Source organism: Rhizobium sp. LARHSG275 (assembly GCF_052871115.1).
The window spans coordinates 219,097-240,914 of the sequence record NZ_JBIXJN010000004.1; the positions used below are offsets into that span (position 1 = coordinate 219,097).

17 protein-coding genes are annotated in these 21,818 nt (G+C 59.5%); 15 read left to right on the top strand and 2 right to left on the bottom strand.

Annotation, left to right across the window (positions count from 1 at the left end; translation table 11 throughout):
• Window positions 1–166: 166 nt before the first annotated feature.
• The 13 genes from ACIPSK_RS06605 to ACIPSK_RS06665 all read left to right on the top strand — a co-directional run bounded on the left by ACIPSK_RS06605 (window position 167) and on the right by ACIPSK_RS06665 (window position 11,263).
• Entirely contained in the window at window positions 167–1,006 is an 840-nt protein-coding gene (locus tag ACIPSK_RS06605; protein ID WP_017967324.1) for a transporter substrate-binding domain-containing protein, read from the top strand.
• 116 nt (window positions 1,007–1,122) lie between these two features.
• Window positions 1,123–1,785 carry an amino acid ABC transporter permease gene (locus tag ACIPSK_RS06610; RefSeq protein WP_017967323.1) on the top strand — a complete coding sequence of 221 codons (663 nt, stop codon included), beginning with the start codon at window positions 1,123–1,125 and terminating at the stop codon, window positions 1,783–1,785.
• A gap of 5 nt (window positions 1,786–1,790) precedes the next feature.
• A complete protein-coding gene (locus ACIPSK_RS06615; RefSeq protein ID WP_017967322.1) occupies window positions 1,791–2,450 on the top strand; it encodes an amino acid ABC transporter permease in 660 nt (219 codons plus the stop codon).
• 11 nt (window positions 2,451–2,461) lie between these two features.
• Window positions 2,462–3,232, top strand: a complete 771-nt coding sequence (locus tag ACIPSK_RS06620) for an amino acid ABC transporter ATP-binding protein (protein WP_446532703.1) — start codon at window positions 2,462–2,464, stop codon at window positions 3,230–3,232.
• A gap of 149 nt (window positions 3,233–3,381) precedes the next feature.
• Window positions 3,382–3,636, top strand: coding sequence for a FitA-like ribbon-helix-helix domain-containing protein (locus ACIPSK_RS06625; RefSeq protein ID WP_446532704.1), 255 nt, complete (start codon window positions 3,382–3,384; stop codon window positions 3,634–3,636).
• Window positions 3,633–4,058, top strand: a complete 426-nt coding sequence (locus ACIPSK_RS06630; protein ID WP_260059493.1) for a type II toxin-antitoxin system VapC family toxin — start codon at window positions 3,633–3,635, stop codon at window positions 4,056–4,058. The genes ACIPSK_RS06625 and ACIPSK_RS06630 overlap by 4 nt, the downstream gene beginning before the upstream one ends.
• A gap of 194 nt (window positions 4,059–4,252) precedes the next feature.
• Window positions 4,253–5,005 (top strand): GntR family transcriptional regulator, encoded by a 753-nt coding sequence (locus ACIPSK_RS06635; RefSeq protein ID WP_170275895.1) that lies wholly within the window; start codon window positions 4,253–4,255, stop codon window positions 5,003–5,005.
• Window positions 4,999–5,784 (top strand): transporter substrate-binding domain-containing protein, encoded by a 786-nt coding sequence (locus tag ACIPSK_RS06640; protein ID WP_170275894.1) that lies wholly within the window; start codon window positions 4,999–5,001, stop codon window positions 5,782–5,784. Before ACIPSK_RS06635 ends, ACIPSK_RS06640 begins: the two co-directional genes overlap by 7 nt.
• 79 nt (window positions 5,785–5,863) lie before the next feature.
• Complete coding sequence (locus ACIPSK_RS06645) at window positions 5,864–6,535, top strand: amino acid ABC transporter permease (RefSeq protein ID WP_170275893.1); 672 nt, start codon at window positions 5,864–5,866, stop codon at window positions 6,533–6,535.
• Window positions 6,532–7,191 carry an amino acid ABC transporter permease gene (locus tag ACIPSK_RS06650; protein WP_170259718.1) on the top strand — a complete coding sequence of 220 codons (660 nt, stop codon included), beginning with the start codon at window positions 6,532–6,534 and terminating at the stop codon, window positions 7,189–7,191. Before ACIPSK_RS06645 ends, ACIPSK_RS06650 begins: the two co-directional genes overlap by 4 nt.
• The gene (locus tag ACIPSK_RS06655; RefSeq protein ID WP_170259719.1) at window positions 7,169–7,894 is read left to right on the top strand and encodes an amino acid ABC transporter ATP-binding protein; all 726 of its coding nucleotides are present in this window, start codon (window positions 7,169–7,171) and stop codon (window positions 7,892–7,894) included. The genes ACIPSK_RS06650 and ACIPSK_RS06655 overlap by 23 nt, the downstream gene beginning before the upstream one ends.
• A gap of 1,110 nt (window positions 7,895–9,004) precedes the next feature.
• Window positions 9,005–10,189 (top strand): MFS transporter, encoded by a 1,185-nt coding sequence (locus ACIPSK_RS06660; RefSeq protein WP_170258379.1) that lies wholly within the window; start codon window positions 9,005–9,007, stop codon window positions 10,187–10,189.
• Window positions 10,190–10,654: 465 nt separating this feature from the next.
• The gene (locus ACIPSK_RS06665) at window positions 10,655–11,263 is read left to right on the top strand and encodes a J domain-containing protein (RefSeq protein WP_017967298.1); all 609 of its coding nucleotides are present in this window, start codon (window positions 10,655–10,657) and stop codon (window positions 11,261–11,263) included.
• Window positions 11,264–11,441: 178 nt separating this feature from the next.
• Here the strand turns inward: ACIPSK_RS06665 and ACIPSK_RS06670 are convergent, their stop codons facing one another.
• The gene (locus tag ACIPSK_RS06670) at window positions 11,442–13,733 is read right to left on the bottom strand and encodes a PBP1A family penicillin-binding protein (protein ID WP_170258923.1); all 2,292 of its coding nucleotides are present in this window, start codon (window positions 13,731–13,733) and stop codon (window positions 11,442–11,444) included.
• A gap of 249 nt (window positions 13,734–13,982) precedes the next feature.
• Window positions 13,983–14,378 carry a response regulator transcription factor gene (locus tag ACIPSK_RS06675; RefSeq protein ID WP_446532705.1) on the bottom strand — a complete coding sequence of 132 codons (396 nt, stop codon included), beginning with the start codon at window positions 14,376–14,378 and terminating at the stop codon, window positions 13,983–13,985.
• Between the two features lie 416 nt (window positions 14,379–14,794).
• Between ACIPSK_RS06675 and ACIPSK_RS06680 the strand changes: the two genes are divergently transcribed.
• Entirely contained in the window at window positions 14,795–15,433 is a 639-nt protein-coding gene (locus tag ACIPSK_RS06680; protein WP_162115682.1) for a response regulator transcription factor, read from the top strand.
• 834 nt (window positions 15,434–16,267) lie between these two features.
• Window positions 16,268–21,808, top strand: a complete 5,541-nt coding sequence (locus ACIPSK_RS06685; RefSeq protein WP_446532706.1) for a trifunctional serine/threonine-protein kinase/ATP-binding protein/sensor histidine kinase — start codon at window positions 16,268–16,270, stop codon at window positions 21,806–21,808.
• Window positions 21,809–21,818: the final 10 nt, after the last annotated feature.

Genomic DNA, 21,818 nt, shown 5'->3' on the forward strand with positions numbered 1-21,818 from the left:
ATGAAAATGCTGCGCTGCCGAAAAAATCGCCACGCGCGCCACTGCGCGTTTTTTCGGCATACCCCATTGACAATTCATCCTTGATGGCACTTGATAACGTTATTCCAGTAAAACAGACATACGTCCATTATACTGGAATATAGGAACAATCCATAAGGGGAACGCCATGACCATTTCCTTTCGCACCGGCGTGATGTCGTTGGTCGCCGCCGCTCTGTTGTCCACGCCTGTGCTGGCCGAAGGCAGCAAGCTCGATGAAGTGTTGGCCCGCGGCCATCTCGTCCTCGGCACGGGCAGCACCAATGCGCCTTGGCACTTCAAGAGCGCCGACGACAAGCTTCAGGGATTCGACGTCGACATGGGCCATATCATCGCGAAGGCGCTCTTCGGCGACCCTGAGAAGATCGAATATGTGAACCAGTCCTCCGATGCCCGCATCCCGAACATTACCACCGACAAAGTCGACATCACCTGCCAGTTCATGACCGTTACCGGCGAGCGCGCCCAGCAGGTTGCCTTCACCATTCCCTATTATCGCGAGGGTGTCGGCCTGATGCTCAAGGCGGACGGAAAATATGCCGACTACGCCGCCCTGAAGGCGGCCGGTTCCTCCGTCACCATCTCGGTTCTCCAGAACGTCTATGCCGAGGCGATGGTGCATGCGGCGCTGCCGGAGGCGACCGTCGACCAGTACGATTCCGTCGACCTGATCTATCAGGCGCTAGAATCGGGACGCGCCGATGCTGTCGCCACGGACCAGTCGTCGCTCGCCTGGTACATGACGCAGAATCCCGGCCGTTACAAAGACGCCGGCTATGGCTGGAATCCGCAGACTTACGCCTGCGCCGTCAAGCGCGGCGATCAGGATTGGCTGAACTTCGTCAACACCGCTCTGCACGAGGCCATGACCGGCGTTGAGTTCGACTTCTACGCCAAGTCCTTCAAAACCTGGTTCGGCAAAGATCTGACGCCGCCGCAGATCGGCTTCCCGGTCGAGTTCAAGTAACAGTCATGTGGAGCGGGACATGTTTCCCGCTCCACATTTAAAGAGTGAGAGCATGATGCCGTCCGGAAACCGCTCACAGTTTCCGGTATCATGCTCTGGTCTGAAAGGCGGCCCGCATGGGTTACACGTTGAATTTCGCTGCCGTCTGGCGCAATTTCGATTTTCTTTTGAGCGGGCTCGCGCTCAGCCTCGGCCTGGCGGTGATCTCGATCCTGATCGGGGCGGCGATCGGCCTTGCCGTCGCCTTCGCGCTGACGTCCAAAAGCCGCTTTGCGATCGTGCCGGCGCGGGTCTATGTCACTGTCATTCGCAACCTGCCAATTCTCGTTCTGGTGCTTTTTGCCTTTTTCGCGTTGCCGCAGATGGGCTTGCGGCTCGACAAGATAAAAAGCTTCGTCCTGGTTCTATCCCTTTACTCCGGCGCCTATCTGGCCGAGGTGTTCCGCGCCGGGCTGCTGTCAATTCCGAGAGGGCTGACGGAAGCGGGTCTTGCCATCGGCCTGACGGGGATGCAGATCCGCAGTTCCATCATCGCTCCGCTGATGCTGCGCAACGTGCTGCCGTCGCTGTCTTCGACGATCATTTCGCTCTTCAAGGACACCTCGCTCGCCGCCGCCATCGCGGTGCCGGAACTGACCTTCGCGGCTCGCAAGATCAATGTCGAGAGCTTCCGCGTTATAGAAACCTGGATGGTCACATCAGCCCTCTATGTCGCGACCTGTTTCCTCATCGCCGCCGTGATGCGCTTCGTCGAGCGCCGCCTGGCCCTGCCGAGATAGACCTGATGTCCCACACTTTTCTCGAACAACTCTGGATCGCCCGATACGTCATCATGAACGGCATTGGCGTGACCGTGTCGATCTCTCTGCTCGCCATCCTCGCGGGTTCCATACTCGGCGTTTTCGTCGGCCTGGCGCTCGTCTATGGCGGCGCTGTTTTGCGTCTGGCCGTGCGCGCCTACACCGATATCATCCGCGGCACGCCGGTGCTCGTGCTGGTGCTGGCGAGCTACTACGTGTCCGCCGCCGTCGGCCTTAATCTCGGGCCGTTCTCGGCCGGCGTGCTTGCCCTTGCCATCTTCTGCTCTTCCCATGTCGGCGAAATCGTTCGCGGAGCACTTCAGGCGATCCCGAAGGGGCAGACCGAAGCCGCCAAGGCGATCGGCCTGACCTTTACCCAGACCTTCACCTCGGTGCTGTGGCCACAGGCCATGCGCCAGTGCCTGCCGGCCTGGGTGAATACGGCGGCCGAGATGGTCAAAGCCTCGACGCTGCTCTCCGTTATCGGCGTCGCGGAGCTTCTCCTGCGCACGCAAGAAATCATCTCCCGCAATTTCATGAGCCTCCAGTTCTATTTCCTGGCCGGCGGCCTCTATTTCATCGTCAACTACGGCATCGAGCACTTCGGCAAATATGTCGAGCGCAAGACCGCCCTGCCGTCCTGAGGAGGCATCCAATGGCCAAGACCATTCTCGACATTCAGGGTCTGCGCAAGACTTACGGCATCCACGAAGTCCTCAAAGGCGTCGATTGCGCCGTGCAGGAGGGCGAAGTCATTTCCATCATCGGCTCGTCCGGTTCCGGAAAGACCACCTTGCTGCGCTGCATCAACATGCTCGAGGAATTCCAGGGCGGCACGATCAGCCTTGACGGCAAGGAGATCGGCTATCGCGTCGAAGGGACAGCGCGGCGCCGCAAGAGCGAGAAAGAGATTGCACGCCAACGCGCGTTGACCGGCATGGCGTTTCAGCAGTTCAATCTTTTTCCGCATATGAGTGCCGCTGAAAACGTCATGCTCGGCCTCGTCAAGGTCAAGAAAATGACCAAGCCGGACGCTCGCGCCATTGCGGAAAAATGGCTCGATCGTGTCGGCCTTTCCGCCCGCTCGAATCATTATCCCGGACAGCTTTCCGGCGGCCAGCAGCAGCGCGTCGCGATTGCCCGCGCCATCGCCATGTCGCCGAGGCTGATGCTGTTCGACGAAGTGACCTCTGCGCTCGACCCGGAACTGGTGGGCGAAGTGCTCCAGGTCATCAAGGGGCTTGCCGCCGACGGCATGACCATGCTGCTGGTCACGCACGAGATGCGCTTTGCCTACGACGTTTCGTCACGAGTCATCTTCATGAACCAGGGCGTCATCTGCGAGGAGGGTGATCCGAAGGACATGTTCGTGCATCCGAGGACCGAACGGCTGGCGGAATTCCTCAAAACCTCGAGTTTCAATTAAGCGAAAAGAGAATGACGATCACAAGTTACGGTGGGCGCAGCTCCCCTAACCACTGTTTGGCTTACGATCGCATGGCAAGCGCACATTGAATGTGATGGCAAATCCATTATATTGCTAGCATCGCTATCATGTTCCACAAGGTTGCCATCATGCCCGCAGTCACAATCAGAAACCTCTCCGAGGCGACCCACCGTGCTCTCAAGGTGCGTGCGGCTCATCACGGGCGCAGCACCGAAGCGGAAATGCGCGAAATCCTCGAGGCTGCCGTCCGTCCGGAAACGCGGCTGCTTCTTGGCAGCGCGCTCGCCGAACGGAGTCGTCGCCTCGGGTTGACAAATGAGGACCTTGCCGTTCTGGACCAAGCTCGCGACGCATTGCCTGCAAAGCCGTTGAGCTTTGAGTGATTATCCTTGATACGAACGTCGTTTCCGAGGCGATGAAACCCGCGCCCGACGAAACCGTGAAATTCTGGCTCGATGAGCAGGCAGCCGAAACCCTCTTCCTTTCTAGCGTCACGATCGCCGAGCTGATGTTTGGAATCGGCGCCCTCCCGGCTGGCAAACGCAAAGAAAGGCTCTCCGACGCGTTGGACGGTCTGATGGAACTCTTCGAACGCCGTATTTTGGCTTTCGACATTACAGCGGCACGGCGCTATGCCGATCTCGCGGTCAAGGCCCGAACTGCTGGCAGAGGATTTCCCACTCCGGACGGCTATATCGCCGCTATCGCGGCATCGAAAGGGTTCGCCGTCGCCACGCGCGATACAAGTGCTTTCGACGCTGCAGGTGTTGAAGTGATCAATCCCTGGGCGGCTTCGACCGCATAAGGTCGTTCGGCCAGTAAGAACAAGCCGCCACGAGTGGTTCGACGCTGGTCTGCGTTTGCAAGGCGTTGCAGGCACGCGCTCAATTTACGCTCAGTCTGCATTCCCAGCGTGCAAATTCCAAGGGGAGGGATCCGAGACATAATTGGAAATCCTGAACGCAGAATTTTGGCACGCGCTTTGCTTTCCTGCCTTGTATGCAAGATAGCCACACATCTGAGAGCACGCAGAAGACCATTGAGGAGACGATCGTCTCCGGGATTCTTTCAGCCAAAATTCGGCCTGGGACGCGTCTTGGTGAAAACCAGTTGGCAACGCTCTTCAGCGTGTCTCGAACCCGCGTTCGTGAAGCCATGATGCGCCTGGAAACACGCGGCATCGTGCATGTCAGTCCAAGGCGAGGCTGGTTTGTTGTCGAGCCGTCCGCAGAAGAGGCGATCGCGGTCTATGAGGCACGGCGCGTCATCGAGGCCGGATTGCTGCGCAGCATGCGCGCTCTGACAGACGAGGGGCGCAAAGCTCTCGACCTGCATTTGAACGAGGAAAAGACCGCAATGGGTGCGGGCGACCGCCAGCGCCTGACCTATTTGATGGGTGATTTCCACATCCGCATCGCCGAATTGAGCGGGAACGCCATCATCGTCGATATCCTCCGCGACCTCACCGCGAGGACGATCCTCATCTCGATGCTCTATCAGTCTGAATTTCATGCCGCACAGTCGCATGACGGGCACTGCCGCATCTTCGAGGCCATGCAAGCGGGCGATTTCGTCAGAGCTGCGGAGCTCTCTGTCGAACATCTGGACGAGGTGGAAATGGGGCTCGACCTCACCACACGCCCGGACCCGCTCTCGGAACTGCGCAGTTCCCTGTCACTTCCTGCCAAGACCGTGCCCCAACTCCCGGACCCAAAAAACCACAACTTTAAAGGAGCAATTAAAACATGCTGACAAGACGAGTCTTCTTCGCAATGGCGACCCTGGCTGCAACCTTCGGCTTCGGCTCCGCGTCTTACGCCGATGCTCTCGCCGACATCACGGCGCGCGGTACGCTGCGTGTCGCCGTCCCGCAGGATTTCCCGCCCTTCGGCAGCGTCGGCACCGATATGGCGCCGATGGGTTACGACATCGATGTGGCCAACCTCATTGCCGAAAAACTCGGCGTCAAGACCGAACTCGTGCCGGTCACCAGCGCCAACCGCGTTCCCTATCTGCAGACGAATAAGGTCGATCTGGTCATATCAAGCCTCGGCAAGAATGCGGAGCGCGAAAAGGTGATCGATTTCACCACGGCCTACGCCCCCTTCTTCAATGGCGTGTTCGCGCCCGCCGATCTTTCGATCGCCAAGGTGGAAGATCTCGCGGGCAAGAGCATCGGCGTTACGCGCGGCGCCGTGGAGGATCTCGAGTTGACGAAGATCGCGCCGGCCGATGCGACGATCAAGCGCTACGAGGACAACAACGGCACCATCTCGGCCTTCCTCTCCGGCCAGGTCGACACCATCGCCACCGGCAACGTCGTGGCCGCTGCGATCCTCGCCAAAAATCCCCCCAAGCGCCCTGAGATGAAGTTCCTCATCAAGAACTCGCCCTGCTATATCGGTCTCAACAAGGAACAGGCAGCTCTTCTGGAGAAGGTGAACGGCATTATCGCTGCGGCCAAAACCGATGGCGCGCTGAACGCCATATCACAGAAGTGGCTCGGCGCCGGTCTCCCGTCGGATCTCTAAGGGACTCGGTCTCACGGACGTCATCCCGCGCCTGCGCGGGATGACGTGACGATCCGCCACCGCAAGAGGGGACAATTCCTTGAGTTACCATTTCGAATTCGGCTGGCTGCTTGAATATTATCCTGAGATCGTCAAGGGCATACTGATCACCCTTGAGCTTATCGCGATCGGCGGAATGCTCGGCATTTCGCTCGGCATCTTCTGTGCCTGGGTGCGCGCACTCGGCCCGGCCTGGCTGAAGCCTGTCGTTGCGACTTATGTCGAGCTGATCCGCAACACGCCGTTCCTGATCCAGCTCTTTTTCATCTTTTTCGGTCTGCCGTCGCTCGGTCTCAAGCTTTCCGAACTGACGGCCGCCAACCTCGCGATGGTCGTCAACCTCGGCGCCTATAGCTGCGAGATTATCCGCGCGGGCATCCAGGCAACCCCGAAGGGTCAGTTCGAGGCAGGCGAGAGCCTTGCCATGACCCGCTTCGAAACCTTCCGGCACGTCGTTCTCGTGCCGTCGCTGCAGCGCATCTGGCCGGCGCTGTCGTCGCAAGTCGTCATCGTCATGCTCGGCTCATCAGTGGTGTCGCAGATCGCCGCAGAGGATCTGACCTTTGCTGCGAACTTCATACAATCGCGAACCTTCCGCGCCTTCGAGGCCTACATCGTCTCGACATCAATCTATCTTGTGCTGGCGATCCTGCTCCGGCAGGTGCTGGCGGTGGTCGGCGGGTTCATTTTCCCAAGGAGAGCGGCGCGATGATCGAGTTCACACTCTGGGATATCCTGCGCAACCTGCTGCTCGCCACCCGCTGGACGATGCTGCTTTCGGTCGTCTCCTTCATCGGCGGCGGCGCGGTCGGACTGGGGTTGCTCTTCTTGCGCATCAGCAAGCGCAAGTCATTCAGGACGGTCGCAAAATACTATATCGAGCTCTTCCAAGGCACACCGCTGCTGATGCAGCTCTTCATTGCGTTTTTCGGTCTCGGCCTCTTCGGGATAGATGTGCCGGCCTGGCTTGCTGCGGGATTGGCGCTCACCCTATGGAGCGCCGCCTTCCTCGCCGAAATATGGCGAGGCTGCGTCGAAGCGGTCGTGAGGGGTCAATGGGAAGCCTCCGCCAGCCTCGGCATGGGCCGGTTGCAGCAGATGCGCTATGTCATCCTTCCGCAGGCGCTGAGGGTCGCGATACCACCCACGGTCGGCTTCTCCGTTCAAATCGTCAAGGGAACGGCGCTGACCTCGATCATCGGTTTCGTTGAATTGTCGAAAGCCGGCACGGTGGTCACCAATGCCACCTTCCAGCCCTTCACCGTCTACGGGCTCGTCGCCCTCATCTACTTCGCCCTTTGCTGGCCTTTGTCGAAAAGCAGCCAGATCCTGGAAAGGAAGCTCAATGTCGCTCATCGAAATCACTGAAGTCCGCAAGAGCTTCGGCACCACCGAGGTGCTGAAAGGCATCAATCTCGACGTGGAGGCTGGTGAAGTCATCGCTATTATCGGCAAGAGCGGTTCAGGCAAATCGACCCTGCTTCGCTGCATCAACGGCCTGGAGACCATCACCGATGGCTCCATCTCCGTGGCCGGCGCGCAGCTCCTTGATGACGAACTGCATCTGAAGGCACTGCGCCTCAAGGTCGGCATGATCTTTCAGCAGTTCAACCTCTTCCCGCACCTGACCGTCGGCGGCAACGTCATGCTGTCGCAGACCGTGGTCAAAAAGACCCCGAAAGCCGAAGCCGAGGCTACCGCCCGCAAGATGCTGGAGCGGGTAGGGCTGGGCCACAGGTTCGACGCCTATCCCGACGAGCTCTCGGGCGGCCAGCAGCAGCGCGTCGCTATCGCCCGCGCGCTCGCCATGCAGCCGACAGCACTTCTCTGCGACGAGATCACCTCGGCGCTCGATCCGGAACTGGTCGCCGAAGTTCTCGCCGTCGTGCGCGAGCTTGCGGCCGAGGGAATGACGCTCCTGATGGTAACGCACGAGATGAAGTTCGCCCGCGATGTCTGCAGCCGCGTCGTCTTCATGCACCAGGGCCGCGTTCACGAAATAGGCCCGCCGGAGGAAGTCTTCGCCAATCCTCAGACTGCGGAGCTGAAGCAGTTTCTCGGCGTCAGCTAGAATATCCGTGCGTTTTCCATCTGGACAACGCTCAGGCGTTCGTCACGGATCTTCTGGATGACTTCGAGGCGATGCAACTCTTTCTGCGACATGGTGATCATAAAGGACATGACGACTCCGACCGCTCATGGTCTCGACCAGGCTGAAGATCGTCATCCTTGCTCCCAACGTTGGCTTTGACCAGTGCGTCGAGAGGCGAGACTGTCGCATCTCTAACTGGCCCAACTGTCGCATTACTAAATAGCCCTTACACAAGAAGGTCGCATAACCTAGTTTATGGAACTGGCGTGTCCCGAAGGCATGCCGACATTCCGATGGTCGGGGTGGCATGCCGCGCATCCGCTAGGAAATACTTAGGCACGCACCCCAGATTAGCGTCGTCGAGCGGCTGGCGGCTGAGGCGTGTACACGGCCAACCCACGGCTCATCAATGGCGAAACGGAAAACGCGGTGCCGCCGGATCTGGATTCGCCGCATTTCCAAGCATATCGGTCTTGCAGCTCTCTCTGAACCTGCGATCATCGTCTTCCGGGGGGAAACAGATGACGATCACGCGAACGCAGCTAACCAACGATGAATGGAAGTGGCTGGTGCGGCTTTGCCAGCACGAAGCGAATAGTATGCCCAAAGAAATAGAAACGAGGTTTGTTGAACTCGGCCTGTCCGGACCGAACGCTCTTCGCGAGCACGCTAAGGCCTTGGTTCAACGGGAGTTATTGAGCGAGCGCCGGAATAGGTTGCAGGGCCTTCACTGACTGATTGTCTCGACCGCTGAGTACGAACGCCACTCGCGACATCGCTGATATTGGAACGGCCGCGGCAATGAGTGGGGATGAAGACCCATTGTGACGCTCTTCGGTCACGAACGGCCGCCGACCGTTTCTGGTTGAGGCGGAACATTGATCCATTACCACTTCTGGTTCAAGGCAAGCAATGCAGAATTCAGGCTATTTTCTCGAGACATTTCAAACCCGCTCTGCAATAATTGGGATCATTCCTCGACCATACTCCACTGAGAAACAAGTTTCGATCTCCGGCCCCGTGAGATAGACATCACAGGCGCCATAAGCGCGTGTTCTGCTTGGACGCGCCAATCCCCGGAGTTGCATCATGATAATCGCGCCGCAGCAGCGGATCTATGTCTGCTTCTTTCTCTTCGCTGTGTCGCTGGGGGCGCTGCTGTCGAGGATGCCGGATTTGCAGGTTGCACTTGGCGTCAATAAATCCGAGCTTGGTTTAACGCTGATAGGGGCTGCCATCGGCGCCTTAATTTCGTTGACCTTATCTTCGCCCTTGATCGCCCGGCTCGGCGCGCGTACGACGGCATTCATTACTGTTCTCGGCACGTCTGCGCTGCTGTCGCTGGTGCCTTGGATCGGTGCGGCGCCGGTCGTGTTCGGTGTGCTTTTCGTCGAGGGGCTGCTCGCCGGAGCGCTGGAGATCAATCTCAACGTTGAGATCGACCGCATCGAAGCGCAGCTAGGACGCGGCGTGATGAACAGAGCGCATGGTTTCTGGAGCCTCGGCTTCTTCGTCACAGCACTTGTCTCCTCAATCGTCCGCCAAGCCGGCATTTCGATGCAACTCCATCTCGCGGTGACCTTTGTCGCGGTTCTTGTCATCGGTATCTGGACGATTGCCGGCATGCGGAATGCGCCGGCGCGGATCGCGTTGCATGAAGGCAAGGCACCGCCGGTAGCGCTTCCCACCTGGGGCCTCATGCCGCTCTGCGTGATCGGCATCGCGGCCTTTCTCGTCGAAGGTGCCGGGATCGACTGGTCGGCGATCTATATGCGCGACGTTTTTTCGGTCGAGCCCTTCATTGGCGGACTGGGATTGACGCTCTTTACCTTCTGCATGGCGCTGGCGCGCCTGTTCGTCGATCCGCTGGTCGATCGGTTTGGCGCGCGGGCCGTCGCCACGATGCTGCTTATTCTTTCGGCGATTGGCATCTGCGCGGTATCGGGAGCGCCGCATCCCTATATCGCGCTGGCGGGCTTTGCCTTGATGGGCGCTGGTTGCAGCGCGGTCTATCCCCTCGCCGTCTCGGCGGCGGCCCAGCGCATAGATCGAGCGGCGCATCTCAACGTCGCCGCCCTCGGCCAGGTGACCTTTGTCGTTTTCTTCCTGGCGCCGCCGCTGCTCGGTTTCATTGCCGAGCATGCTGGAATCCGGATATCCTATCTGGTCTGCCTTCCGCTGATCATTTACGCACTCCTTTCGGCCAAGGCGCTTCCTACGCGCCGGGCTGCCGGCGGAGCTAGCGCCGCGGCTGTTCGGAGCCTCAACGGTTGACGGATTGTGCTGCCGGTTTCGGCGCCTCGACGAGTTCGGCGAAAAGCATAAGCGAGCACGCCGTGGAGGCGTGCTCGGCGCTCCCACAACGTGTATACGTTTAATGTCCGCGATGAAGTTTCAAGAGAACTTCGCTCAGCCCAAAGCCAGGTATTCCTTGGTATTGCCCTTGGACGTTAACGCCTGGATTGCCGTCCTGAGCGCGCGGTCGTCAAGATGTGCATCGCGCCCCGAACCTCTGCCAGTGTCTCGAGCCTGCTAGGCGCCACCTGGGAGACACTTCGCAGGCATCAGAACACGGGAAATCGAGACGACCGTCGCTGCAGACACCGAGGCGGGTCAGGACGAGGATAAAGTGCGCGAGGCACTGAGGGCCGGTGACGAGCAAGAAGTCAAGATGCCGAAACAGAAACCCCTCCCGCATGGTTGCTTGCCGCCTCTCTGCAGATCGCCATATAACGCGCGATGACGTTTGATTCGAAGATTTTCGTAGGCCTGAGGCCAACGCGCAAAAAATCAGCTCCGCTCAGCGAGCTTTACCAGCCGAAATGCCAGTGGGACGGTTGCGAAAGCGGCGGCACCAATCGTGCGCCCGTTGGGCGAGATGCAGAAGGTTTGTACCTGATGTTCTGTCCTCAACATGCGAGGGAATACAATAAGGGTTATAATTTCGCGAGCAATCTGTCTGATCCGGTGACCGCCCGCTATCAGAGGGAAGCAGCAAACGGCAGCCGAAAGACGTGGGGGACCCGCGTTGAGCCGGCGACAGAGACGCCGCTTCCTTCGACCGTTCGCTCCGGTACGGCAAAAACTCTTAACGCACGCAAGATTGCTGCACGACATCAGGCCACGAAAGCCGATCTCCAGCAGCGTAAGCTCAAGGTCTTGGAAGCAAAAGCTTTCGAAACGCTTGGCCTTTCGCAGGACGCGACGCCTGTGGAAATTAGGCGACGCTACAAACTGATGCTCAAGATGCACCATCCGGACGCTAACCGAGGAGATCGAAACTCCGAAGATGAACTCAGGGCGGCAATCGACGCCCATAAGATCCTCAAGCTGAACGGATTCTGCTAGATCCGAGACACGCTCTTTGCGGTCTATGGTGAGTGTGAGCTGTAGGTTGTTGACAGATGGATGCAGAGCAACTGGGCAGCGCGACCGCTCGCGGCAAGAGGTCGTCGCATTAAACAATGACGTTCAACCTGAAGGCGTGAGGCAAGGACGACCGGTGCTCGATCTCTGCCGGGCAACATCACTTTTCGCAAAGCCGTCGGCTTCCGGAATATGGCTGATAAGTACAATCGGATGGACGAAAGGAGCGGTAACTGCGCGAGCAGGCGTTTATATTGCAAGATTGCGGTGCGCCTTGACCATCGCTCGCCGCTTCTGTCGATCGCACTCCGTTCAGCATCGGTTCGGTCGCCGCCTCGCGCATGAAATCCCGCCAAATATGTGCTGGCAGGGCGCCGCCCGTCACTCCCTTCATCGGCGCGTCATCATCATTGCCAACCCAGACACCGACGACGAGCGCTTCCGTGAAGCCGATGAACCAGGCATCACGATTGTTCTGGCTCGTGCCGGTCTTGCCGGCCGCAAACGTGCCGGGATCTGCCCCACGTCCAGTCCCGCGCTCGACCACCAACTGAAGGAGGCCGAGGAGATCGGATTGGTAGGGCGAAAGATCGACATTCGGCTTTGATTGTAAGCCAATTCGAAAGGCCTTAGGCTGCCCTGCCGCTTGAAAGTCGATGATGCCCCAGGGCTTCACGGGTGCCCTACCGAGCTGGACAGACGCGTAGGCGCTGGTGAGGTTGAGCAGATTAACTTCGGATGTGCCAAGCGCCAGAGACGGCGTGTTGGCCAGCGGCGCATCGATGCCGAGTTCGCGCGCCGCGGCAATCACATTGTCCAGACCTACCTCTTCGGCAAGAGCCACTGACGCGGTATTGAGCGATCGCGCGAACGCCTCAGCAAGCGTCACCCAACCGCGATAGCTGTCGCCGGAATTTTCAGGCGACCAGCCATTGATGTCGATTGGCGCGTCCAAAACCTGGTCAGACAAGGTGAGCCCAGCCTTCAATGCTGCGTAATAGACGAACAGCTTGAAGGTAGAACCGGGCTGTCGCATCGCAGAGACCGCACGATTGAACTGGCTTTCCTTGTAGTCACGCCCGCCAACCATGGCAACGACCGCGCCATCGGGCATCATCGCAACTAACGCGGCCTGCGATGCTCCGACCGTCTTTCCTTGACTGTCGAGAGCACTTTTCACGACCCTTTCGGCGATCAGCTGCAACTGCGGCACCAGCGTGGTGCGCACCGTGGTCGAACCTGGTGAGGAGCCGGCGATTTCGCTCGCTTGCGGCGAAATCCAGTCGGCAAACCAGCTTCCGGAGCGCGGCGTGGGCGTCGTAGGTTGCAGCCTGGCAAAGCTCGTCTTGGCCTGAGCCGCTTGTAGTGCGGTGATCTTGCCATTGGCCGTCATCGCATCGAGAACGACCATGGTGCGCTGCCGGGCGCCTTCGAGATTGTCGATAGGATTCCATTGGCTCGGCGCCCGCAGCAACCCCGCCAGCATCGCCGACTCCGGCAGGTTGAGGTCACCGACATCCTTGTTGAAATAGATCCGAGCGGCCGCAGGCATGCCGGTGGCGCCGGCGCCGAGATAGACGCTATTGAGATAGCGCGTCAGGATTTCCCTCTTGCCGAGCTTCCACTCCAGCCAGACCGCGATGACAACCTCCTGAACCTTTCGTTTTATTGTTCGGTCGCTGTCGAGGTATTGCAGCTTGATGAGCTGCTGGGTGATCGTGCTGCCACCCTCCACCACGGAACCGGCCTCCAGGTTCCGCAGAAGCGCCCTCCCGATGCCCCTCGGATCGATGCCGAAATGATTCATGAACCGGCGATCTTCAATTGAAAGGACGGCATCGATCAGATGGGGCGGAAACTGGTCGTATCGAGCATATGGCCCTTGATAAGGTCCCTGTCTCACCAACGGCGCCCCGTCAGCGGTTTCCAGCACCACCACCGGCTTTAACGTTCCATCCCGGATTTCGCTCCAAGGCACGTCTTTGAGTGCCCACACCAGCAGGCTTCCTGCGAGGAGGCAGACAAGAAGCGCGAATCCAACAGCGAATTTCCGCCAGCCGGCAACGAGCGAAGCGCTGCGGCGACTTTCACGCGGCTTTGAATGCTGATTGCGAAAACGGCGCCCTGCTTCGACCAAAGCAGTCGTAATCCATGTGTAGGGAGATGACGTGAACGGCGTCCATGTCTTTAGCTTCGCCCCCCAAGCCAATGCGGCCGTGTTGATCTTTGTCAAAGCTGAACTTGCCTGCAGATCTTGGCGCAGCGCACGGAACAGCGTCCCGACGGCTCGTCTAGTTTGGCTAAAGGATCGATCGGGCGGTTGCGGGTCGTCGACTTGAATGGTTCCCGGCGAATCCGAGGCGGCCGCTTGCGCTGCCGAATCTACTGTCTGATTGCGAGCCGAGCTCGAGTTGCTAACGCTTTCATCTGAGGATTCGGGAGAATTGGGCATCGGTTACCGCTAAAAAGCCAACGCAGCATACCTTTATAGCCGGGCGATGCCGTGTGTTCTACCGCAAAAGGCGTTACAATGGTTCCGAGCGTCTGGCGATAAACCGAGTTGGTGGGGCTCCGCCGCCGGGACGACTTTGCTGGGGCTCTCGACGGGAAACGAACCATCGGCCTCACAGCCTCTTTCCAAGATCCTGAAAAATCGGCCCTGTGGTGTAACCCTTATTTAGAACAACAGATCTTTGCGACCTCAAGAACCGCTTTCGCCTTCGCCGTTGGGAGCCAGCGCAGAACGGATGTAATCAAGCAAAAACTGTCCGTTGAACGGTTTTGTCAGGCAGCCGACGACATCCGCGTCCAATGCTGACGCGCCCAAATTCTTTTCCGGGAAGGCGGTGATCAGAATAGTCGGAATGCTCTTGCCCAGTGCGACGAGCCGGCGGTGCAGATCGAGTCCGCTCGTTCCGGGCATATTGATGTCCGTCACGAGGCAGGCCGTGCGGCGGATATGAGGCGACATCAAGAAATCATCAGCGGATGAAAAAGACTCGGCGTCAAATCCCATCGACCTCATGAGCCCCTTTATAGCGTCCCGCATCGACTCGTCGTCGTCGACGATCGCAATCAGAGGTCTCTTGATTGGCACTGCCGCCTCCCAACTTCGCCGACCGGCATCGGGCCGAATTAGCGTTGTGGCGCGCTTGACTGGATGGACTAATATTGAACGGCGACAAAGGCGTCGCAAGCTATACATTCGTATAGAGATCTAAGACTTGCGCGACCAGCGCGGCATCGCGGGCCATGTGGCGCATCGGCACGACACGGCAGACTGCTGGACGCGCAAGCGCTTTTGGGGCGGCCCGCATCCAGCCTTGTGGCCAAGGTAATTATCGCGCATTCTAGTGTGCGAAAGAAGACCCGTTTCGACACTAGGAAGGAGAGAGGAGTAGTGTTCTCATCGCGTGACCGGCGCTATGCTTGTTGGGCTTCGCCCGCTGCTGCTGCGATGGGGATAGATAGTTATATTCCCAAAACGTCGATTCACCTTGGGAGTTCTGACGATTGACCGAGGCGCCAGCCACCATCATTGTCATAGATGATGACCCGGAAATCCGCGAGGCGCTTGGCAGTCTGCTGCGTTCCGTCGGCTTTGCCGTCAACCTCCTTGCTTCGGTCGGCGACTTCCTCAGATCTGGGCGACCCAACGGGCCGACCTGTCTCGTGCTCGATGTCCGGCTCCCGGGGCAGAGCGGTCTTGATTTTCAGCTTGAGCTGTCGCGAGAAAATATTCAGTTGCCCATCGTCTTCATTACCGGGCACGGCGACATTCCCATGTCAGTCAAGGCGATGAAAGGGGGCGCGGTCGAGTTCCTAACGAAACCGTTCCGAGACCAGGATTTGCTCGATGCCGTTCACGTCGGCCTGGCGCGCGACCGCGCGTGGCTTGAAAATGAAAAGTCCTTGGCGACGGTCAGAGCGCGTTTCGATAGCCTGACGCCGCGGGAACGCGAGGTGATGGCTTTGGTGGTGACCGGACGACTCAACAAGCAAATTGCAAGTGATCTAGGCGTGAGCGAGATTACCGTGAAGGTTCACCGCAGCCAGGTCATGCAAAAGATGGGTACCAGATCCCTGCCCGAACTCGCGCGTATGGCTGACAAGCTGATGCTCGCGCCGGGAAAGCCACAAACGCACTCGTAAAAGTCTTGGCTCCGCGTATAGCTCACCCCCTCCCATTGGTAATCGATCCTTCCTGGTGGCCGATAGCCCCGGCGGGGACTCCTCTATGATGCCGGTTCTTTCGTCCTCCACCTCCTCCTCCCAGGCCGTATCGCTCCCGATCGGCCCACCTTGAGCCTCCCCACGCGGCGGGAGGCTCTGGCTCCCTTTAGGCCTCAGAGCGGGCAAGACACTTTCGTCTTCAACAGCGACAACGAATCGCAACCGTTGGCACGACACGCCGAAGCACGCCGATGTTGACCATGTGCTGGCCTTGTATCTTAGGCGACTCTGCGGCCGTACCACCTGCCCGGCTGCTGGGTAAGACAAGGAGAGAGACCGTCACCCCGATCGTCGTCGGACCCGGACGACGTCGCCGACATGTCGATCGCCGAGCGGAAGTTCGCTGATGGGTATCCGTGCCGGTATCCCAAGGTATCGCAAGACCAAACCACAGTATAATTTCCCGTCGTCCCTTCCGTCGCTAGTGTCTACTCGTTGCCTCGGGCAGGTAGCGAATCCCCCCGTTGCTACCACTAAGCTTCGGCGCTCCTCCATCCGAAGCTCTGTGGGGCCATGACCCGCCTGACCGCCCAGCAGCCGCTGGGCGGTCTTTCGTATAGGTGCACCACGAACGGGTGGGCGATGGCCGCTCGTTGTTGGGACGAACAGGCGAGATGTGCTAAAGAGGTGGGGAAGTGGCCGAGGTTCGTCATATGTGCTCGCTTTTGCCAATTTGACTGGACGGATCTCCGAAATGAAAGTGGCAGTGCCGGAAGCACATCCTCTTTCTTCTGCGTTGGTGGAGATAGGAGTTTGGAGGTTCTTTGGGAGGATGGTGATCGCGTGTTCCACCGTGAACGGCGCCGGGGTGCCGACGGCAAGTGGAACCAGGTACTGGTCGTACTTTCGGCGCTCGAACACCCGACACCTACGAGCCTCGGCCGCCTCGACCATGAATATGGATTGAAGGATGAGCTCGATAGCGCATGGGCGGTGCGACCGCTTGAGTTGGTACGCGAAGGCGGGCGTACCATGCTGGTGCTTGAAGATCCGGGGAGCGAGCCGCTCGCCGGGCGGCTCGGAACGGCAATGGAAACGGAGCTTTTCCTGCGCATTGGGATCGGCATCGCCGCCGCGCTCGGTGGGGCCCACCAGCGCGGTCTCGTTCACAAGGACATCAAACCGGCCAATATCCTGGTAACGGGCACGGGCACCGAGGTGCGGCTAACAGGCTTCGGGATCGCCTCGCGTCTCTCCCGCGAGCGGCAGACGCACGAGCCGCCCCAAGTGGTCGCCGGAACGCTCGCCTATATGGCCCCCGAGCAGACCGGGCGCATGAACCGCTCCGTCGATTCCCGCAGCGACCTTTATGCGCTCGGCGTGACGCTCTACGAAATGCTGACCGGCAGCCTGCCGTTCTCCGCCTCCGACCCGATGGAATGGGTGCATTGCCACATTGCACGACGGCCGACACCGCCCGACGAGCGGGTGGCGGATGTTTCACCGGCAGTCTCGGCCATCGTCATGAAGCTGCTCTCCAAGACGGCCGAGGAACGATACCAGACGGCAGGCGGCGTCGAGCACGATCTGAGCCGCTGTCTCAGCGAGTGGGAAACGCAGCGCCGGATTGACGCATTCCCGCTCGGCGAACGCGACATCCCGAACCGCCTGCTGATTCCCGAGAAGTTATACGGGCGGGAGCACGAGGTCGAGACGTTGCTCACTGCCTTCGACCGCGTGGTGTCGAGCGGGGCGCCGGAGTTGGTGTTGGTCTCTGGCTATTCCGGCATCGGCAAGTCGGCGGTGGTCAATGAACTCCACAAAGCCCTGGTGCCGCCGCGCGGCGTTTTTGCGTCCGGCAAGTTCGATCAGTACAAGCGCGACATTCCATATGCGACCCTGGCGCAGGCGTTTCAGAGCCTTGTCCGGGAGCTTCTCGCGAAGAGCGACGCCGATTTGGCACTCTGGCGCGAGACGCTGAGAGAGGCGCTGGGGCCGAACGGACGACTGATGGTCGACCTCGTCCCCGAACTAAAACTCATCATCGGCGACCAACCGCCGGTCGCTGAACTTCCGCCACAGGATGCGGAACGGCGATTCGAGCTGGTATTCCGGCGGTTCATCGGTGTCTTCGCCCAGCCGGAACATCCGCTGGCGCTTTTTCTGGATGACTTGCAGTGGCTTGATGCGGCGACGCTCGATCTGCTGGAAGATCTCTTGACGCGGTCGGATCTGCAACACCTGATGTTGGTTGGTGCCTATCGCGACAACGAAGTCACCGCCGCCCACCCGCTCATGCGGAAACTTGACGCGATCAAAACCGCCGGTGGCAAGGTCGCGGAGATCACGCTTGCGCCGCTTACTAAAGACCATCTCCGGCAGTTGACTGCGGATGCGCTCCACTGTCAGACCGATCGTGCAGCCCCGCTCTCACAAATGATGCACGAAAAGACCGGCGGCAATCCGTTCTTCGTCCGTCAGTTCCTATTTTCGCTCACCGAAGAGGGAATGCTCGCCTTCGATCATGACACGGCATGCTGGTCCTGGGATCTCGGGCGCATTCACGCCAAGGGATACACCGACAACGTCGTGCAGCTCATGGTCGGCAAGCTTGAGCGCCAGCCGCCCGAAACGCGGGAAGCGTTGCAGCAGTTCGCCTGCCTTGGAAACATAGCAGATATTGCGACGCTCTCACTCGTCCTCGGGATATCAGAGGAGCAAGTCGCCGGCGCCTTATCGCCTGCCGTCGCTCATGAACTGCTCGAGCGGTTGGCAGACGCATACCGGTTCGTCCACGATCGCGTTCAGGAAGCCGCCTATTCGCTGATCCCGAAGGAGCGACGCGGAGAGTTGCACCTCCGCATTGGGAGGCTGCTTGCTGCGAACACCGCGCCGGAGCTGATTGACGATTATGTTTTCGAGATTGTCAGTCAACTCAATCGAGGAGCCGCACTGATCACCTCAACTAAGGAGCGCGAGCAATTGGCCGAGTTCAATCTGCTGGCCGGCAAGCGCGCAAAGGCGTCTACGGCATACGCCTCGGCGCTCAACTATTTTGTAGCAGGCACGACGCTCCTGCCGGAAGACGCCTGGGAGCGCCAGCGCCAACTGGCCTTCGCACTTGAGCTGAACCGAGCCGAATGCGAGTTCCAACTTGGCGCGTTGCCGGACGCGGAGGAGCGATTAGCACAGCTTTCCAATCGTGCTGTCTGCTCCGATGATCAGGCTGCTGTCGCCTGCCTGCGCATCGAACTCTATGCTGCGCTCGGTCAGACCGGCCGGTCGGCCGCGGTCGGTCTCGACCATGTGAGGCAACATCTCGGCATCGACTGGGCGCCGCATCCGGCCGACGAGGAGGTGCAACGAGAATACGGCCGAATATGGTCGCAGCTCGGGAGCCGCGCGATCGAGGAACTCATTGATCTGCCGTTGATGAGCGACCCAGCATCCTCCTCGACGCTGGATATTCTCACCCGTCTGGTTGGGGCGGTATGGCATACGGATGCGAATCTGGCTTGCATGGCAATCTGCCTGGCTGTGAACCTCAGCCTCGAGCGAGGCAACAGCGACGGCTCCTGCTACCATTATGTGTCGCTTGGCTATATTGCCGGACCGCGCTTCGGCGACTATGAGGCCGGATTCAGGTTCGGTCAGCTAGGCTGCCATCTCGTCGAAAAGCACGACCTGAAGCGCTTTCAGGCCAGGACTTACAAAGACTTCGGGGCTCACGTCATACCGTGGACGAGGCATGTCAGAACCGGCCGCGACATCTTGCGGCGAGCGCTTGACATTGCCAACCAGAGCGGCGACCTCACGTTTGCCGGATACAGCTATGTCAGTTTGAATTCGAACCTGCTGGCGGCGGGAGATCCGCTTATGGAAGTGCAGCGCCAAGCGGAGATTGGCCTCACGTTCGCGCAGGAGGTGCGGTTCCAGTTCGTTGTAGATCTCGCCAGTGCGCAGCTCGGACTCGTCCGGACCCTGCGCGGGTTGACCCGCAAATTCGGCTCCTTCGACGACGAGCGATTCGACGAATTTGAGATCGAACGTCGGTTTTCCGAAAATCCGAATCTTGCGGAAACCTGCTACTTTGTCAGAAAACTGCAGGCGCGGTTTTTTGCCGGCGACTACGAGGCGGCCGTCGATGCGTCATTGCGGGCGCAGAGGCTGCCATGGACATCGGTGTCGCATTTCGAGGAAACGCCGGAGCATCATTTCTACGGTGCGTTGGCCCGGGCCGCATGCTGTGACCATGCTGTGGCTGAGCAGCGGGCGTGGCATACCGAGGCTCTGGTCGCCCACCACCGACAGCTTCAGATCTATGCGAAGAATTGCCCGGAGAACTTCGAGAGCCGAGCCGCGCTGGTCGGCGCCGAAATAGCACGCCTCGAAGCGCGCGAAATCGACGCCGTGCGTCTTTATGAACAAGCGATCCGCTCGGCGCGCGCTAACGGCTTCGTTCATCATGAAGCCCTCGCATATGAACTCGCCGCCCGCTTTTATGCACAGGGAGGCTTCGAGGATTTCACTCGTCTCTATCTCCGCAACGCGCGTGCCTGCTATCTGCGCTGGGGCGCCGACGGCAAGGTGCGGCAACTTGACCAACTCTATCCCGACCTGAGAGGCGAAGAGCGCGCCTCCTCTCCAACAAGCACGATCGGTGCACCGGTCGAACAGCTCGATCTCGCAACCGTAATCAAAATCTCGCAGGCGGTGTCGGGCGAGATTGTGCTTCAAAAGCTGATCGACACCGTCCTGCGCACCGCCGTTGAGCAGGCCGGCGCCGAGCGCGGCTTATTGATCCTGCCGCGTGGCGGTGAGTCACGGATCACGGCAGAAGCCACGACGGGCGGCGAAACGGTCTTGGTGCAGATGCGTGACGAGATCGTGACAGGAGACATCCTGCCGCAATCGCTCCTTCATTATGTCTTGCGCACAAGCGAAAGCGTGGTTCTCGACGATGCCATAGCTCAGAATCCGTTTTCCGCGGACCCCTACATTTGTCAACACCGTGCTCGTTCTGTTCTTTGTGTGCCGTTGCTCAATCAGGGTCAACTGGCCGGGGTACTCTATCTCGAAAACAACCTCGCCCCTCGGGTCTTCGCGCCGGCCAGGATCGCGGTGCTGAAGCTGCTCGCCTCCCAGGCAGCGATTTCACTCGAGAATACCCGGTTGTACCGCGATCTCGCTGAACGCGAAGCCAAGATCCGTCGCCTCGTCAAGGCCAACATCATCGGGATCGTCATCTGGGATATCGAAGGTCGTATCCTCGAGGCCAACGACGCGTTTCTCCACATGGTGGGATACGACCGAGACGATCTTGCCTCGGGTCGGCTATGCTGGACGGAGCTGACGCCGGCCGAATGGCGCGACCGCGATGCACGGACCGTCGCGGAGCTGAAGAAGATCGGGTCAGTGCAACCGTTCGAAAAGGAATACTTTCGGAAAGATGGCAGCCGTCTGCCCGTACTGATCGGCAGTGCTCTATTGGAAGAAAGCAGGGACGAAGGCGTCTCTTTCGTCCTCGATTTGACGGAGCGCAGGCAGGCCGAAGAGGCGTTGCGGGAGAGCGAGGAAGCATTGCGCGTGGCGCAGGGGCAACTGGCCCACGCAAACCGCGTCGCCACAATGGGTCAGCTCACAGCCTCTATCGCCCATGAAGTCAATCAACCGCTCGCCGCCTCGCTCACCAACGCCCAGGCCGGCTTGCGGTGGCTAGGTACCCATCCGCCGAATCTGGAGGAAGTGGCTCAGGCACTCGGCCGAATCACCGAGAACGCCAATCGAGCCGGCGACGTCATTGGCCGGATCCGTGCCTTGGTCAAGAAAGAGCCGCCTCGCGATGGGCAGTTCGACATCAATGAAGCCATTCGTCACGTCATTGCGTTGACCAGCAGTGAAGCGCATCGGCAAGGCGTCACGCTACAAACCGAATTCGCGACCAGCCTTCCGTCCGTGAAAGGAGATCGCATCCAGGTGCAACAGGTGGTCCTAAACCTGATCATGAATGCCATCGAGGCGATGAGCGGCATCGACGCAGAAGAACGCGAGCTGCTGATCAGCACCGAGTCAGAGTCCTCAGGAGGCGTGGTCGTCGGGGTGCGCGACTCGGGTCCAGGTCTCGACCCGCAGACCATGGACCGTCTATTTGAGGCTTTCTACACGACCAAATCCAGCGGCATGGGTATGGGCCTGGCGATCTGCCGCTCGATCATCGAGGCTCACGGCGGCCGGATGTGGGCAACCGCCAATGGAACTTGTGGGGCAATGTTTCTGTTCACCCTGCCTCTCGAACGAGACGAAACCATCGGCGCAAAGCCAGCCGACCAAATGGCGGCGTGGGAGACTGCGTAGGACTAACAAC